At 38.9% G+C, this 15348-nt stretch carries 13 protein-coding genes, 8 tRNA genes and 1 rRNA gene; 2 read left to right on the top strand and 20 right to left on the bottom strand.

The window, feature by feature from the left end; genetic code table 11:
- Positions 1 to 468: 468 nt before the first annotated feature.
- From ACFOUV_RS13970 to sigW, 6 genes are all read right to left on the bottom strand, one after another.
- A complete protein-coding gene (locus tag ACFOUV_RS13970; protein ID WP_379497402.1) occupies positions 469 to 2262 on the bottom strand; it encodes a S9 family peptidase in 1794 nt (597 codons plus the stop codon).
- A 235-nt stretch (positions 2263 to 2497) separates the two neighbouring features.
- Complete coding sequence (gene glmM, locus ACFOUV_RS13975; protein WP_379497403.1) at positions 2498 to 3838, bottom strand: phosphoglucosamine mutase; 1341 nt, start codon at positions 3836 to 3838, stop codon at positions 2498 to 2500.
- Positions 3839 to 3898: 60 nt separating this feature from the next.
- Complete coding sequence (locus ACFOUV_RS13980) at positions 3899 to 5125, bottom strand: CdaR family protein (RefSeq protein WP_379497404.1); 1227 nt, start codon at positions 5123 to 5125, stop codon at positions 3899 to 3901.
- Positions 5118 to 5939, bottom strand: coding sequence for a diadenylate cyclase CdaA (gene cdaA / locus ACFOUV_RS13985; RefSeq protein ID WP_379497405.1), 822 nt, complete (start codon positions 5937 to 5939; stop codon positions 5118 to 5120). Before cdaA ends, ACFOUV_RS13980 begins: the two co-directional genes overlap by 8 nt.
- Positions 5940 to 6153: 214 nt before the next feature.
- Complete coding sequence (gene rsiW / locus ACFOUV_RS13990) at positions 6154 to 6789, bottom strand: anti-sigma-W factor RsiW (RefSeq protein WP_379497406.1); 636 nt, start codon at positions 6787 to 6789, stop codon at positions 6154 to 6156.
- A gap of 15 nt (positions 6790 to 6804) precedes the next feature.
- Positions 6805 to 7368, bottom strand: coding sequence for an RNA polymerase sigma factor SigW (gene sigW, locus ACFOUV_RS13995; protein WP_379497407.1), 564 nt, complete (start codon positions 7366 to 7368; stop codon positions 6805 to 6807).
- 193 nt (positions 7369 to 7561) lie between these two features.
- On the opposite strand from sigW, the gene ACFOUV_RS14000 reads away from it, so the two are divergent.
- On the top strand, positions 7562 to 7714 hold the full coding sequence (locus ACFOUV_RS14000) for a Spo0E family sporulation regulatory protein-aspartic acid phosphatase (protein ID WP_379497408.1): 153 nt from the start codon (positions 7562 to 7564) through the stop codon (positions 7712 to 7714).
- Positions 7715 to 7817: 103 nt separating this feature from the next.
- Here the strand turns inward: ACFOUV_RS14000 and ACFOUV_RS14005 are convergent, their stop codons facing one another.
- The 10 genes from ACFOUV_RS14005 to ACFOUV_RS14050 form a co-directional block, all read right to left on the bottom strand.
- Positions 7818 to 8912: a phosphomevalonate kinase gene (locus ACFOUV_RS14005; RefSeq protein ID WP_379497409.1), complete on the bottom strand. Its 1095-nt coding sequence runs from the start codon at positions 8910 to 8912 to the stop codon at positions 7818 to 7820.
- 12 nt (positions 8913 to 8924) lie between these two features.
- Positions 8925 to 9902 carry a diphosphomevalonate decarboxylase gene (gene mvaD / locus ACFOUV_RS14010; protein WP_379497419.1) on the bottom strand — a complete coding sequence of 326 codons (978 nt, stop codon included), beginning with the start codon at positions 9900 to 9902 and terminating at the stop codon, positions 8925 to 8927.
- Between the two features lie 28 nt (positions 9903 to 9930).
- Positions 9931 to 10893 (bottom strand): mevalonate kinase, encoded by a 963-nt coding sequence (mvk, locus tag ACFOUV_RS14015; protein WP_379497410.1) that lies wholly within the window; start codon positions 10891 to 10893, stop codon positions 9931 to 9933.
- The gene (locus ACFOUV_RS14020) at positions 10890 to 12179 is read right to left on the bottom strand and encodes a hydroxymethylglutaryl-CoA reductase, degradative (RefSeq protein WP_379497411.1); all 1290 of its coding nucleotides are present in this window, start codon (positions 12177 to 12179) and stop codon (positions 10890 to 10892) included. Before ACFOUV_RS14020 ends, mvk begins: the two co-directional genes overlap by 4 nt.
- A 240-nt stretch (positions 12180 to 12419) precedes the next feature.
- Positions 12420 to 12492 (bottom strand) — tRNA-Lys (locus ACFOUV_RS14025).
- 37 nt (positions 12493 to 12529) lie between these two features.
- Positions 12530 to 12604 (bottom strand) — tRNA-Gln (locus tag ACFOUV_RS14030).
- A gap of 10 nt (positions 12605 to 12614) precedes the next feature.
- Positions 12615 to 12699, bottom strand: a tRNA-Tyr gene (locus ACFOUV_RS14035).
- Between the two features lie 40 nt (positions 12700 to 12739).
- Positions 12740 to 12815, bottom strand: a tRNA-Thr gene (locus tag ACFOUV_RS14040).
- 5 nt (positions 12816 to 12820) lie between these two features.
- A tRNA-Val gene (locus ACFOUV_RS14045) sits at positions 12821 to 12896 on the bottom strand.
- A gap of 4 nt (positions 12897 to 12900) precedes the next feature.
- A tRNA-Glu gene (locus tag ACFOUV_RS14050) sits at positions 12901 to 12975 on the bottom strand.
- A 302-nt stretch (positions 12976 to 13277) separates the two neighbouring features.
- Here ACFOUV_RS14050 and fabI point away from each other — a divergent pair.
- Positions 13278 to 14054 carry an enoyl-ACP reductase FabI gene (gene fabI / locus ACFOUV_RS14055; RefSeq protein ID WP_379497412.1) on the top strand — a complete coding sequence of 259 codons (777 nt, stop codon included), beginning with the start codon at positions 13278 to 13280 and terminating at the stop codon, positions 14052 to 14054.
- A gap of 153 nt (positions 14055 to 14207) precedes the next feature.
- Here fabI and ACFOUV_RS14060 read toward each other — a convergent pair whose 3' ends face one another.
- The 4 genes from ACFOUV_RS14060 to rrf all read right to left on the bottom strand — a co-directional run bounded on the left by ACFOUV_RS14060 (position 14208) and on the right by rrf (position 15344).
- On the bottom strand, positions 14208 to 14834 hold the full coding sequence (locus tag ACFOUV_RS14060; RefSeq protein ID WP_379497413.1) for a metal-dependent hydrolase: 627 nt from the start codon (positions 14832 to 14834) through the stop codon (positions 14208 to 14210).
- A gap of 132 nt (positions 14835 to 14966) precedes the next feature.
- Positions 14967 to 15039: transfer RNA gene (locus ACFOUV_RS14065), tRNA-Thr, on the bottom strand.
- A 9-nt stretch (positions 15040 to 15048) separates the two neighbouring features.
- Positions 15049 to 15120 (bottom strand) — tRNA-Asn (locus ACFOUV_RS14070).
- 108 nt (positions 15121 to 15228) lie between these two features.
- Positions 15229 to 15344: ribosomal RNA gene (gene rrf, locus ACFOUV_RS14075) — 5S ribosomal RNA — on the bottom strand.
- Between the last annotated feature and the right edge of the window lie 4 nt (positions 15345 to 15348).

The following is a 15348-nucleotide window of genomic DNA, read 5'->3' on the forward strand; positions in this document are numbered from 1 at the left end:
AGAAAGATTAGGGGCGTTAACTGCCCCTCTCTCGTGTATTTTTTGTATGAACATCTTTCTTTATCCTTTTGTCCAATAAGTCGCCAAATTGTTTTTGGGATAAAGCTAAACGACTGAGATATCCAGCCGGGAGGCATCCGCCGAAATCCTCGATAACCTCCACCTCGTCAACTACTTTTCCTCACCGATCGAAAAGTAGTCCTGGCGCTTTAATTAATTTAATAATTTCTATGCTCCTTTCTTTTCTTGAATAATAGCGACAGCTCTATACATTTACCTTTTTTAGCAGAAAGTAAACATACTTTTACAAAGAGCTTATTATATTGTAACCGAGAAAGTTTAGGCAGGCAACATATTTTTTAATGTATACCTTTAGTTAGCTTATGAAATACAATTTCCCATTGTTCACAAGGGGACAAATAAACAAGTAGGAGCTCTCCACAAAACGGAAGAGCTCCTACTTTCTTATTATCCCTGATGTTTCTCCATAAACTCAAGCATCAATGAATACACTTTTATCTCATTATCTTTTTTCGAAAAACCGTGTCCTTCATCTTCAAGAACAAGATATTCGACATCGCGTCCTTTTTCTTCCAACTTAGCAACAATCTGATCAGACTCTTCCTTAACAACACGTGGATCTTTTGCTCCCTGGATTACAAGCATCGGTTTCGTCATGGTCTCTAAATAAGTAACAGGCGAGTCTTTAATAAAGCGCTCTTTATCACGTTCTGGATCTCCAAGCCAGCGGTCCATAATCGGCTTCCAGTGTGGAGGCACGGAATTTACAAAGGTGAATAGGTCGGATGGACCGAATATATCAATGACAGCTTTAAAGTATTCGGGATGTCGTCCATGTAAGAGAAGTGACATATAGCCCCCATAACTGCCACCAACTAAAAATAATTTTTCTCGAGTAGTAATATTATTTTCAAACAGCCACTCGATTCCTGCGACATTATCCAGACGTGGTCCTTCCCCCCAATCTTGTTCAACCAACTTTACAAATGAAGAGCCGTATCCTGTGCTGCCACGGAAATTGGGTGCAAAGATAGTATATCCACGATTCAGGAAGCACTGAAACATGGATCGGAATTGCTTCCGTTCAGCAGCCTGTGGCCCTCCATGTGGCCAGAAGATGGTATAGCCATTATCGTTCTCTGGTTTTGCTTTAAATAGAAGTGCTTCCATTTCCATACCATCGAATGACTTATAGGAAACAACATCTGGGTCCACCAAATCGTCTTCACTTAAACCAAGTACACGATTATCTGTTAATGGTTGCCAATCCTTTCCGTTTGACGATTTATATATATTATGTGGAATAGCTGCACTTCCTCCAAGAATATAAATATTGGCTGATTTTGTAACAACGATCTGATTAATAAGGTCTGTTGGTGCTTTCAGTTTCTCGAGTTGCTGCGTTTCCAAGTCATATCGGTACAATTCATCCTTTACCCCTTTTTCTGTGACAAGGTAAAAGGCTTTGTTCGATTTATCCCATTTTAGTGTAGTTACACTTTCGGTTTCGATTGTTAATACCGAAGTAAATTTCTTGGTATTCAAATCAAGTTTAGCGAGGTAGCTGTATTCACTCTCATAATCAGTAACAAAATAAACCGTATGATCATCCGTAAATACCGGATCAAATGAAACATGTACTTTCTCAGGATCTGGTGTTAATGGAATTGTTTCCTCACCTTGCTTCACAAAGCCCGTGACATATGTATTGGCAAAAGAACGCAAATACACAAACGCTTCTTCATTATCCGAAACCGCAGCCAACTCGGTAGGAGAAACCTCGCCTTCACTTAACAAAATATCTCTTCCATTTTGTAAATTACGAACCCTTGTGTTCAGCATAGATGGATTACCTTCAGATGTCACATAATAGACACGCTCTCCATCATCACTTAAATGAGAGAAAAAGTATTTTTCCATTGATTCTCCCGTTATAAGCGGTTGTGGAAGTCCTCCATCAAATGGAACTGCGTAGATCTGATAGTTTTCATCACCGTCTTTATCATATCCAGTGAGCACATAACGGTTTTTTGGATCAAATTTAATAAAATTGGCAGATTCATCATGTTGAGCAAATAAATAAGGAAATCTAGACCTATCTAAATCCATTGCCCATAAATTTACCTTCCCATTTAAATTGGAAATAAAGGCAAGTCTTTTTTCATCATTACTAACTGCGAATCCCCCTATTGTATACGTTCGGAAAAATTGTTCAACTGTTGGTTTTGGAAACTGTATCATAATCATCCTCCTAGAGTTTTAGCCGCTTCATTTGTCCGTACGTTGATGTTAGTTGGCCTTTAGTAACTTTAATTATAAACTATTCTGACTAGTTCTGACAGTACTTTCACCTTGGCTTCATCTAATTGTACGTGGTGACTTTACATTTATATGTATGAAAAACTATTATAAATACTGACATACAAAAAGAACTGCTTTCACGGAGAAAACAGTCCTTTTCTTATATTGAGTATAGTTAGATTCCAGGTAGATTTTCTATAACTTTCACTACTCGATTTGCGTAATGCTCACATTCTTCTTTTGTTGGTGCTTCAACCATCACTCGAACAAGCGGTTCCGTTCCTGAAGGCCTAACCAACACGCGCCCTTGGTCACCCAATTCTCGCTCTACTGCTGCAACCTCTTCCAGAATAACGGAATTGCTTAATACCTCGTTTTTATCTTTTACTTTAACATTTATCAATACTTGTGGGAAGATTTTCATTTCACCGGCAAGTTCTGATAAAGGTTTCCCCGTTTCTTTCATGACATTAACAAGCTGCAATGCGGATAACATGCCATCACCAGTTGTGATGTAGTCCAAGAAGATAATATGTCCCGACTGTTCTCCACCAAGGTTGTAACCACCTTTACGCATCTCTTCCATTACGTAACGATCACCGACTGCGGTTTTGTCACTACGCATACCATTTTCCTCTATTGCTTTGTAAAAGCCAATGTTACTCATTACGGTAGACACTACCGTATTATGTTTTAGTAATCCAATTTCATTGAAATACTTTGCACAGATAAACATGATCTGATCACCATCGACGATATTGCCTTTCTCATCCACCGCAATCAACCGGTCACCATCTCCGTCAAAAGCCAATCCGATATCAGCGCCCTTTTCTGAAACAAATGCCTGTAATGTCTCTGGATGTGTGGAACCCACACCATCATTAATGTTTAGTCCATTTGGTGTAGAGCCAATGGAAAAGATATCAGCTTCAAGGTCCGCAAATAAATGTGTCGCAAGACTCGATGTTGCCCCATGTGCGCAGTCAATAGCAATTTGAATTCCTTCAAAATCATTATCGATGGTATCTTTCAGGTAGGATAAATATTTCTGGCCACCTTCAAAGTAATCGTTGACAATACCAATATCTCCACCTGTTGGGCGTGGCAAAGTATCTTCGCCCTCCATCAGGCTTTCAATTTCATGTTCCTGTTCATCCGTTAATTTAAAGCCGTCTGGGCCAAAGAATTTAATTCCATTATCTTCAACTGGATTATGGGAAGCAGAAATCATTACACCGGCATGGGCACTGGTTGCCTTCGTAAGATATGCTACACCTGGAGTCGAGATAACTCCAAGACGCATCACCTCTGCACCAATTGATAGCAGTCCAGCTAATAGAGCTCCTTCAAGCATATGTCCTGAAATCCGTGTATCACGACCGATAAGGACTCGAGGTTTATCATTATCCTTTGTGAGTACATAACCACCACAGCGTCCAAGTTTATAAGCAAGTTCAGGTGTCAGTCCCTCATTGGCAATCCCTCTAACCCCATCTGTTCCAAAATATTTTCCCATCTTTACCTCTCCTTTAACTACATCCAATTCAACTGCTTTCTAAACAAGCTTTTCATCGTCTCAGTTGATTTCAATAAGTATTTCTTCCAATGCAGCAGTAACTGTTATATCTTCTATTTCGGGTCCATCAATGACTAGCGGAACCTGATGCTCTCCCTCTTCCAAGTCAGACAAGTTAATGGCAGCACGAAAATCAGCAACGGTTAGTTCACTGATATTTGATTGATTACCTGTAACTGTTATATCCATCAAGGCAGTTTCAGGTTCAATATAATTTACGTTCAATCCTTCAGCCAACTCTTCTTCCGTAATTGGTACATCTTCAATAACACGCATTTGTTCTATATCGATTGTTACCTCAATTGTTTCCAACTCTGGGGCATTTACACCTTCCGGCAATGTTAACTGGGCATTAATCGTCCCAGATTCGGTTACTTCTGACAAATCAATTGCTTCCGTAGTAACTTCAGTAATATCGTCCAGTATATCACTCGTGGAATAAATTTCTACTTCCTCTACATTAGCAGAAATTGAACTTACTGAATAGCCTTCAGGCATTTCACCCGTAGTCTCGACAGTTACAGGTACTGATTTACTTGGATTATCTATTTCTGCGGATACTTGTACACTTTCAGGTTCAATTCTAACATCCAACTCTTTTCCCTGTGTATCATAGACACTTACAGGAACTTCACGGTTGTTAATCGAGCCTTCCAATCCTTCTAAATTAACATATGCTTTGACAGACCCTATTTGGTTGATTACAGATCTGGAACTTGTTATCGTAACCGTTGCAGGTTCTAGCACGTAGTCAATAAGTTCATACCCTTCTGCCAACTTATCACTGTTAACAAAATCAGCACCCACACTGAATTCTTCACTTGCTCTTTCTTCAATGGTTACCTCAATTGTTTTTGGTTCAATATAAACATTAATATCATTGGAAATTGTATGTTGGATTTCTACAACGTGTTCTCCTTCTTCTAACCCTTGCAAGTCGACATACACATCAAAATTGCGCTGTAAGGATAATGGGGTCACATTACCAGGTGATCCCTGTAAATTAACTGTTACATATTTGGGTACTCCGCTGACAACATAATTTTCTTCATCTATTCTAATATCTACTGGAACATCATCCAACATATTTGATTGATCGGTACTTCCTGAAAAGGTTGGATCAGACTGGGTTGAATTAACAGTAACATTAACGAATGCATATAAAAACACCGCAAAAGCTAACGAAATTATCCGGACAAACCATTTACTTTTAAACCAGTTATCCATTATTATTCCCCCTTCGTTTCCACGACTTTTTTTCAGAGGTTTTTTCAATTAAGGATAAGTGGGCTTGCAACATACCGCGAAGGTTATCTTGATCCAAGTCCCTATGCAGTTCTCCGTTTTTCGTGCAGGAAACAGCACCAGTTTCCTCCGAAACAACAATTGTTAATGCATCTGTTACTTCACTGATACCCATCGCTGCCCGATGACGCGTCCCTAATTCCTTCGATATAAATGGGCTTTCCGATAAAGGAAGATAGCAGGCCGCTGCTGTTATTTCACCTTCTTTAAGAATCACAGCACCATCATGCAGCGGGGTGTTCGGTGTAAAGATATTCGTAAGCAGTTGATGAGATAGTTTCCCATTTATAGCTATGCCGGTTTCAGCATATTCACCAATACCTGTCTCCCGTTCGATTGATATGAGTGCGCCGATTCTCCTTTTTGCCATATAACTACATGACTGAAGAATTGCTGCAATTTCCTGTTCAATAATTTCTTCTTCCGATTTAGCACTTCTTGAAAAAAGATTTCCCCTACCAAGCTGTTCAAGTGCCCTTCTCAATTCTGGTTGGAATAAGATAATAATTACGATAAGTCCCCAGTCAATAGCTTGATTAGTTACCCATTGCATCGTTTGGAGATCGAGTATGATGCTTAATGCCCAAACTACTAAGACAACTGCAATCCCTTTTAAAAGTTGAATTGCTTTTGTACCCCTGATTAGCATTAATAATTTATATAGTACATACCAGACGAAAGCTATATCTACGCCTATTCTTAGCAGATCCAAAACATCAAATCCCCCATCAAGCATGCTCACACATCCTTTAGCTGTATAAATTTATTTAATAGGTGTTCTCAAAGTCTTGGTAGCACACTTAACTTTTTGAACAATTTCTTTATTTTTATAGTTAGTCACGATACCTATTATAACATATTTTTACAGAAAACATATGTCTTCGAACATACGAGAATTCAAACAAAAACACGGATAAGTTTAATGCTCATCCGCGTTAGAATATATATATTTAAAAGGAAAAGACACCATTAAAGAAATTCTTCACCTGATACCACATCCATTCAAACATTCTGTCAACGGTTTGAAATTCCCCATTTACCCCTCCAACCGAAGCCATAAGTTCTTCCCCTACCAACGGGTTATCCTGAATTAGTTCACTATTTACTAATGTGACATTACCATCAATTGTACCTTTTATTATTAAGTTACCATTTTTGACCAGTACATCTCCAGGAACCGTTACCCCTTCAGGCACGATCACTGTATCTCCCTCGATGATTAGCTCTTCCTGTTTGGAGACTACTAATTCACTGTCCTGATTCCAGGATGAGAACATCCCGCCCATCATTAAGATAAAGAATATAGCTGCAGCCGTTATAACAGGATGTATTTTAAACCATCGTATATATTTTACGCTTTTTCTTTCTATTGGTAGATTCTGCATAACTTTCTGAGTGAAGTCATCTGGTGCCGAAAAATGTTCTGCACTCTTTATCAGTGTTATTGTACGCTTTAATTCGTGGAAGTGGTGTTGACAGTCAGCACACGTTTCCAAATGTGTGCGTAAATCACATTCTTCTTGGTTCGTGAGATCTCCGTCTAAATATTTATGCATTAATTCTATTGATGTTCGATTACAATCCATGTCGTACACACTCCTTTACACATGACGAAGTCTTTTCCTTAAAGCTTCTCTTCCACGATGGATCCGGGTTTTCACCGTTCCTAAAGGGACATCTAGAATTTCGCTTATTTCCTGAAGCGAAAATTCCTCCAAATAACGTAACATAATAATGCTTCGATACTTTGGTGGAAGTTGTGAGATTTCATGATGAATATAGCGCTGCAATTCAAGACTTTCAACTACTTCTCCTGGGAGACGTTCCTCGCTCGCCAGTTGAGAATACATATCTAAACCTTCTGTCCCTTTTATTTCCGCATCCAGATAATAATCCGGCTTCCGTTTTCGTAATCGGTCGATTGTTAAATTAGTAGCGATGCGATACAGCCAAGTAGAAAACTTTCTGCGTTCATCAAAGGAATGAATATTAACATATGCACGTATAAAAGCCTCTTGAGCCATATCTTCCGCTTCATGTGCATTACCAAGCATTCGGAAACAATGCTGGTAAATTTTATTTTGATAGAAGGAGACTACATCCCCAAATGCGGCCTGATCCCCTTTTTTTACTTCTTTAATTTTTTCTTTAATAAATTGATCCATTTGGTTCCCTCCGCTTACTATGCGGTACTCATTATACGAATATGTGTTACAAAAGGTTTCAAAATTATTTCGTATTTTATCGCATTTTATTTATTTTTTCCGTCACAGAATGTTCATATTATATTAGGATGTTTAAAATTGATTAAATTTGGGTATTTTTCTATTATAGTATACTAGATAGGAGGAAAGTTTTGTGACTAAAAATAATTTAAGAGAACAAATTGAAGAATGCCGTGAAAAAATGATTACTCTTTCCTATACCAATGATCTAACTTCTGAAGCTGTAATATCCTCAAGTGTTAAACTTGATCAATTACTTAATGAATACCAAAGATATACACAATGATTAAAAATATAATGAAAAACTAAAAAGACATCTATTTTCTGTATTAATTCCTAAAATAGATGTCTTTTTTATGTTTCATATTATGATTTTATTATTAACTGTATTAACTTATTGCACCGTGTGAATTCAGTTGAAGGGTTAGCGGTTTAATACCTACCTCTTCCCAAGTTTTCATCAATCCTTCTGCTTTTTCCTTTGTGGGCATAAAAGCAATCCCACAATCGCCCCCGCCTGCACCTGAAGGTTTCCCTGCACCACCAAAGGTTTCAGCCAAATCACACAGTTTGCTAAGGAGGGGTGTTTCTATCCAGGTGTTCGCATGCCTTCCAACCGCGGCTAATGCTTGTCTGTTTTGTTTAACACCTCTTATAAGAAGATTGAAATCTTCTTCCTCCATACCTGTTAAAAAGTTGGCTACAGCTTCATCACTATTTTTTAAAAAAGTCTGAAATGCTACCGGATTATCTATTTTTAACTGTAATATTTTATCAACTAGTTTCGCGGTAGATGCAGGCTTCCCCGTCCAACCAACACAAAAATACACATTTTTTGGCATTTTAATCGGTTTGGAAGAATAATAAATCCAATTATCCTCCACCAATTCAGTGATCGAATCACTGTGTAAATAAGCTTTTTCCAACCAATCCGCCTGAAAAGAGGAATACTGCAATAGACCACCGAAGGACGAAGCTGCTACATCAGCACCAGAACCATTACCCTGCGTTTTTACGTGAGATATTGCTGCAAGTTTAAATACAAGCTCTGGGGTTGGCTCCTGGGCAAGAAATTTCTTTAGAATAGCTGTTACAACCGAAGTGACCACCGCTGCACTTGATCCCAATCCATATTTTATTCCAGACGCATCGTCAAGTTCACTATGAATAGATAAATGAAACGGTTTTATGTTTATTCGCTTTTCCTTTAAATATGTATAGACAATGTTCATAGCATCACGCACAAATCGAACTCTCTCATCGTCTGTACGAATCGTTATTTTATCGTTATTATATTCCCAATTGAGATTTTGTAAATTAAAATCATGTAATGTAAGCCCGTTTCTATCACTATTCTCAATCGTTGCATAAACAAACCTGTTTATTGCCATTACCGCTAAATTATGACGGGGTTCAAGAACGGCAAACTCTCCAGCTATCATTAATTTCCCCGGAACTTTTATGGTCATTGATGCATTCGACAAGACGTCCAACTCCTAAAGATAACTTATTCCCTGACCTGGTTTACTTAAAATAACATCCGTTACACCGGGTATCGTTCGAAGTGTTTCCTTAACTTTCCCTTCATCCTCCGGCAAATAAAGAACCTTTACATTTGGACCTGCGTCTATAGTGAAATAAGCAGGAATACCCTTCTCTCTCATCTCCTGAACTGTTTGCATGACACGCATCGTTGTATCATGCCAATATGTAAATGGAGGATTTGCAGCCAACGTAGTTGCATGCATTTTCAAACAATTGGCTTCAGCTATACTGCCTGTTTTTTCAAAGTCCTTGGTTTTTATTGCATCTTTAATTTCTCGTAAATCCTTGGGAATGCTATCAATCCATCCAGAGTAAAACGGAGATGTTTCCACTGTTCTTTTCATACCAGCACGACTCGATACTTTTTTCACCGTTGACGAAAGAACTACGGCCGCTACTCTAATATCCCAATGTTGAGCTGGGGCAACCGGAACAGCGAATGAATCCGAGCCATCCGTTTTGCCCCCCATTTCCCACTCAGCAAATCCACCATAAATGGAACGGCTAGCTGAGCCCGATCCTTGACGGGTTAGTCGTGATAACTCCTGATTGTCCAATTGCATTCCAATAGCTTTCGTTCCTGCTGCAGCGAGCGCCGCAAATCCGGAAGCAGATGATGCAAACCCTGCTGCAGTAGGAACATCATTTTTAGAGTGAACCGTTGCATAAAGATTTTCTTTTCCTGCCATCGTGCGGATTATATCAAGAAAATTACTTACGCGCTGATAAGACTCTCCTTCTACAGGCTCGTCATCTAGCATAAATTGATCTCGGGTTAAATTTGCCTGAAAGTCTACAGTTGTTGTTGTAAAGAAGCCATCCAGGGTTAAGGAAAGACTGCTGTTCGTAGGTAGAATCAGTGCTTCGTCTCGCTTTCCCCAATATTTTATTAGAGCAATATTCGTATGCGCTTTGGCTGTAGCTTTCATCATAATCTCCCATTCCATTCTTTTCTTTTTAATCCTGTTTTTTTAAAACAAACGGCCAAACAGATGTAGCACCATATTTCCTTAACTTTTCAGCAAGTTGTTTAGAATGCACTTCATTCTGGGCAAGGGCGATAATACACCCACCGTTACCACCACCGGTCAATTTCGCTCCAAGGGCTCCTTCTTTGCGAGCAAAATAAATGAGCCTATTTAAGCCAGCATCACTAACACCTAAAGCTTCCAATTCTTTCTGTGCTTCATTCAAAAGTTGTCCTAAAAATTGCCTGCTAGCCTTTTCCATTGCATCCTTAGCGTGATGTGTTAATTCACCAATCCGGTCGATTTTCCGTTGAATACGCTTTGGAGCAGATTTTAATAAACGAGCAACCGATTCGACGGATGTCCGAGTATCTCCCACTCTTCCCGAATCTGCAACGATAAAGTGAAAATCCTCACCAAGTTCAATATAATCAATAGGGTTTTCTTTTTCGTACCAGATTGGGGTTTTTGAAGTAATCGTAAGTGTATCAATCCCACTAGGAGCCCCATGTGCATAAGTTTCCGCAACATTTGCAAGCATTAGTAACTCGGACTCGGTACAATCTCTATCTGCGAAATCAAACAAGGATCTAATAACAGAAATAGCAACAGATGCACTGGATCCCAACCCTTTACCAGGTGGTATAGAAGAATTAATTCGGATCAGTAAATCTTCACAAGGAATACCCAGATAATCAAGTGTCTCATTTATACAATTAACGATTCCATGCAGAGATTCCGGTGCCAAATGAAGTGGCCCATGATAGAAAGTACTGTCCATTTTTACTGAGCCTGGTACATATTCAATAACTGTTTCAACACCAATTAGTGGAAAAGGAATAGCAATCGCTGGTTGTCCGTGTACAACTGCATGCTCTCCTATCAAAATTAGCTTACTATGAGCTATACCTATAGCTGTTTTTTCTGAAGTTGTTACTTTTTCTGCACTCATTTTTTATACATTTCCACCAATTCTTTAGCTTTTCCGACACGGATTTCTTTTTGTTCGATTAATTTTTCTGCAATGATATCAATCATCTCCCCTGAAGCGCCTGCTGCTATTGCAACAGATCGAGAATGTAGAGCCATATGGCCTTTTTGAATACCATCTGTCGCTAGTGCCTTCAATGCTCCGAGATTTTGCGCCAATCCAACCGCTACAATTACCTGCGCAAGTTCTTTGGCCGATTTTATATCCATTATAGATAGGGAAAGCTTTGCCAACGGATGAACTCTGGTTGCTCCACCAACAGTTCCGACAGACATTGGTAATTCAATTTCCCCTACAAGATTTCCGTTTTCATCTTTGAACCATTTTGTCATGGAACCGTAACTACCATGGCGGGACGCATATGCATGTGCTCCAGCCTCCACGGCACGCCAGTCGTTACCTGTTGCAATTACAACAGGATCAATCCCATTCATTATCCCTTTATTATGCGTTACTGCACGATATGGGTCTGATTCTGCAAATTCATATGCATGTACAACACCATCACGAACTTCCTCTCCGGAATAATCCCCAGTAGCAAGCAGATCAGGAGGAATGACACACCTTGCCCGAGCCAAGCATTTATCTGCAAAGTTCGATAAAATCCGCAAATAAACTTTACCTTTTGTTATTTCCTCGACAATGGGCGCAATAGCTTCAACCATCGTGTTAATAATATTTGCTCCCATTGCATCACGTGTATCGACATATATATGCAGGACAAGCATCTGTCCATACTTCGAATTACTTTCTTCATTAAGGATACGTATATCCAGATCTCCAGCCCCGCCTCCCCGATTTACAATGCTCGGGTAAGCAGCGTTCGCAGCTTTTATTAATGACTCTTTTTGATCCAATAAGTCCTGTTTCGCAACTTGATAATTCGGACAGCCTATAACCTGAATCTGTCCAATCATTATTCTTTCCGTTGCATTAGTTTGAAATCCCCCAGCGCTTCTGACAATTTTAGCTATATGACTTGCCGAAGCAACTACTGACGCTTCCTCAATCGCCATTGGTATTACATATTCTTTCCCGTTTACTAAGAAATTCAACCCTAGACCCAATGGGAGCTGAAATGTACCTATAACATTTTCAATCATTTTATCTGCGGTTTCAGTAGATAGAGGCTGATTAATACAGAGATCGTCTAAATCCTCTGAAGAGAAATCTAGCACATTTTTAAGCAGGTCCCGTCGTTGTTCAACAGACAAATTATAAAAACCGGGGATTCTGGAAGATTTCATCCTGGATCATCCTTTAATATAGAAATTATATATAAAATTCTTTCATCATTTATGATTTTAAACTATATAGATTATAACATGAAACCTTAATTTTTTTCATTTAGAAGTATCTCCATAGAAAACGTAAAAAAATAACTGTATTTATTATGAATAATTTTATCTAAATATGCAAATAAACAAGGCTGTATGTTACCATAACGACCTTGTTTATTTTCTGTTGCATATACTGATTTAGCTTGATGAGCCATGAAGGATTCGAACCTTCGACCCTTTGATTAAAAGTCAAATGCTCTACCAACTGAGCTAATGGCTCGTGTAATATTCCAAAACATCCTTCAAAAATAAAAAAATGGCTGGGCCACCAGGATTCGAACCTGGGGTACACGGGATCAAAACCCGATGCCTTACCGCTTGGCTATAGCCCAACAATAGTAATGGTGGAGGGGGGCAGATTCGAACTGCCGAACCCTGAGGGAGCGGATTTACAGTCCGCCGCGTTTAGCCACTTCGCTACCCCTCCGTACATATTGTTAACTATACTTATTAATTTATACAAAAGATGGTGCCGGCCAGAGGACTTGAACCCCCAACCTACTGATTACAAGTCAGTTGCTCTACCAGTTGAGCTAGGCCGGCAAAAATGGTGGAGGATGCAGGGCTCGAACCTGCGACCCCCTGCTTGTAAGGCAGGTGCTCTCCCAGCTGAGCTAATCCTCCATATTGGTGACCCGTACGGGATTCGAACCCGTGATACCGCCGTGAAAGGGCGGTGTCTTAACCGCTTGACCAACGGGCCATGAATTGAATATCATGTATATTCATCGACGTTTGTAACAACCTGTCGCAGACTGACGAATTTTATTATAACCAGGATATATAACTTTGTAAAGAGGAAAATGAAATATTTATTTATTTTTATTGAAATCGACCTGGAAACAGCGCAGTAACAAGGCTAGATTGTCATATTCGTAATATTATAAATCAACCCCCTCTTTTGAAGTAAGATTTTAAACAATATCAATCCCTAAAAGTTATGGTTTCAATACCTGGTCCTAATAGGTTATAATATATAGAAGAAATAAAATGTGGAGGTATACTATGTCAGGTCTATTGCAAGGAAAAAATGTAGTAATAATGGGTGTAGCAAACGAAAGAAGTATTGCTTGGGGTATAACAAAGTCATTACATAACGCAGGAGCAAACCTGATTTTTACAAATAGACAGGAAAGATCATACCAAAAATTGGTAAAGTTATTAGAGAAACATGACATTGAGGCAGAATTAATTGTAGCTTGTGATGTTGCTAGTGATGAAAGTATTCAACAAGCATTTAGTGAAATAAAAGAAAAAGTAGGAACCATTCATGGATTGGTTCATTCTGTAGCCTTTGCTAACCGCGAAGAACTAAAGGGTGAATACGCAAATACTTCACGGGAAGGGTTCTTAGTGGCACAGGAAATCAGTGCTTACTCTCTTGTTGCTGTTACAAAAGCAGCGAAGGAAGTAATGACTGAGGGAGGAAGCATTGTTACGCAAACCTATTTGGGGGCAGAACGTGTTATTCCGAACTACAATGTAATGGGAGTAGCCAAAGCTTCTCTTGAGGCTAGTGTAAGATACTTAGCCGAGGATGTAGGTAAATATGGCATTCGTGTCAACGCTGTTTCTGCAGGCCCTATTCGCACATTATCTGCTAAGGGAGTCTCCGGCTTTAACGAAAAAGCCAATGTAATTGTTGAGAAAGCTCCACTTAGACGGAATGTCGATCAGGATCAAGTTGGTGATGCTACACTATTCTTTATTAGTGAACTTTCTCGCGGAGTTACAGGAGAGGTTTTACATGTTGATTCAGGCTTTCATATTATCGGAGGATAATCACAAACATATAAAAAACGATTTGCTGCGTTGAAGTCAGCAAATCGTTTTTTAATTAACTCAACTTAGCAGAGTTAAATTGACAAATATGCCTTGGTAGAATTAGAAGCTCTCTTCATACACCGCTCAAGTTGAATGTTTAATTAGGAGCTTTTAAAACTGCTTTCTTGAAAATGGCAAAAACAATTTAATTCCTCTTTTGTTAACAGGGAATACCTTCATATCTGCAATTAGATGGCTTATATAACCAAGTATACAAGTCACAAAAACTCCATCAAGTACCAGTGATTTTTCTAAAGAAGAGGCTATCACACCAAAAAAGATAATACCTAGTATAGAATGTGTATAACTTCGATGGGAAACAAATGAGGCTATAATGATATAGATGCCTAATAACCATATCCAATTTTCCTCTAATGATTGGCCACCAACAAGAACACCAATACCTGTTATCGTAAGCATACGTCTTTGCCTGATTAAAGATGAAATAATAATAATTGTAATTCCAGCACCTACTCCAATCCACTTTTCCATCCCTATACCAGTAAAAAGGCTATATGCGATTATAAAGATGGCTATAGATTGAGACACTATTTGAAGGAATTTCTTAGAAAATGTAATTCGGTTACTGAGCTTTCCATCAATATCCAAATCAGGGATTAATCCAGATACAGTCCCAATAGCTACTAAGAGAGACATAGATGATAAATCTGTTTGATATATGCTTGCTGTCATTAAACCTGTTGTTGTTCCGATTAATGCGTGTGTAGTTCCTTTCAATCTTTTCACCTGTTTCTATGTTTCATTTCAACTTTCTATCCTAAAATAAATCATCGCTCTAATTAGTATACACTCGGATGCTTTTCCAAAATAAAAAGGGATTACCATTAATAATGGCAACCCCTTACATTAAGCTTCCAATCCGATTTGAACGGACGACCCCTTCCTTACCATGGAAGTGCTCTACCTGCTGAGCTATGGAAGCAAAAAAAGGCTCCACAGGTAGGATTCGAACCTACGACCGATCGGTTAACAGCCGATTGCTCTACCACTGAGCTACTGTGGAATAATATAATTTCGCATATTAGATTCAATTTCATAAATTAATATGCCACAAGCCACAAATAATATCCATTAAATTATGTATTTGATGAATATTTATATTAAAAAAGCTGCCTGGCGGCGTCCTACTCTTGCAGGGACAAAGTCCCAACTACCATCGGCGCGGAAGAGCTTAACTTCTGTGTTCGAGATGGGAACAGGTGTGACCTCTTCGCTATTGCTACCAGACAAC

This window comes from Oceanobacillus longus (assembly GCF_042650085.1).
Classification (GTDB): domain Bacteria; phylum Bacillota; class Bacilli; order Bacillales; family Amphibacillaceae; genus Oceanobacillus; species Oceanobacillus longus.

Bases quoted from the DNA above. Each gene is read 5' to 3' on its own strand.
- ACFOUV_RS13970 (WP_379497402.1), bottom strand. From the start codon at position 2,262: ATGATACAGTTTCCAAAACCAACAGTTGAACAATTTTTCCGAACGTAT.
- glmM (WP_379497403.1), bottom strand. From the start codon at position 3,838: ATGGGAAAATATTTTGGAACAGATGGGGTTAGAGGGATTGCCAATGAG.
- ACFOUV_RS13980 (WP_379497404.1), bottom strand. From the start codon at position 5,125: ATGGATAACTGGTTTAAAAGTAAATGGTTTGTCCGGATAATTTCGTTA.
- cdaA (WP_379497405.1), bottom strand. From the start codon at position 5,939: ATGCTTGATGGGGGATTTGATGTTTTGGATCTGCTAAGAATAGGCGTA.
- rsiW (WP_379497406.1), bottom strand. From the start codon at position 6,789: ATGGATTGTAATCGAACATCAATAGAATTAATGCATAAATATTTAGAC.
- sigW (WP_379497407.1), bottom strand. From the start codon at position 7,368: ATGGATCAATTTATTAAAGAAAAAATTAAAGAAGTAAAAAAAGGGGAT.
- mvaD (WP_379497419.1), bottom strand. From the start codon at position 9,902: ATGAAAGCTACAGCCAAAGCGCATACGAATATTGCTCTAATAAAATAT.
- mvk (WP_379497410.1), bottom strand. From the start codon at position 10,893: ATGAGTGCAGAAAAAGTAACAACTTCAGAAAAAACAGCTATAGGTATA.
- ACFOUV_RS14020 (WP_379497411.1), bottom strand. From the start codon at position 12,179: ATGAAATCTTCCAGAATCCCCGGTTTTTATAATTTGTCTGTTGAACAA.
- fabI (WP_379497412.1), top strand. From the start codon at position 13,278: ATGTCAGGTCTATTGCAAGGAAAAAATGTAGTAATAATGGGTGTAGCA.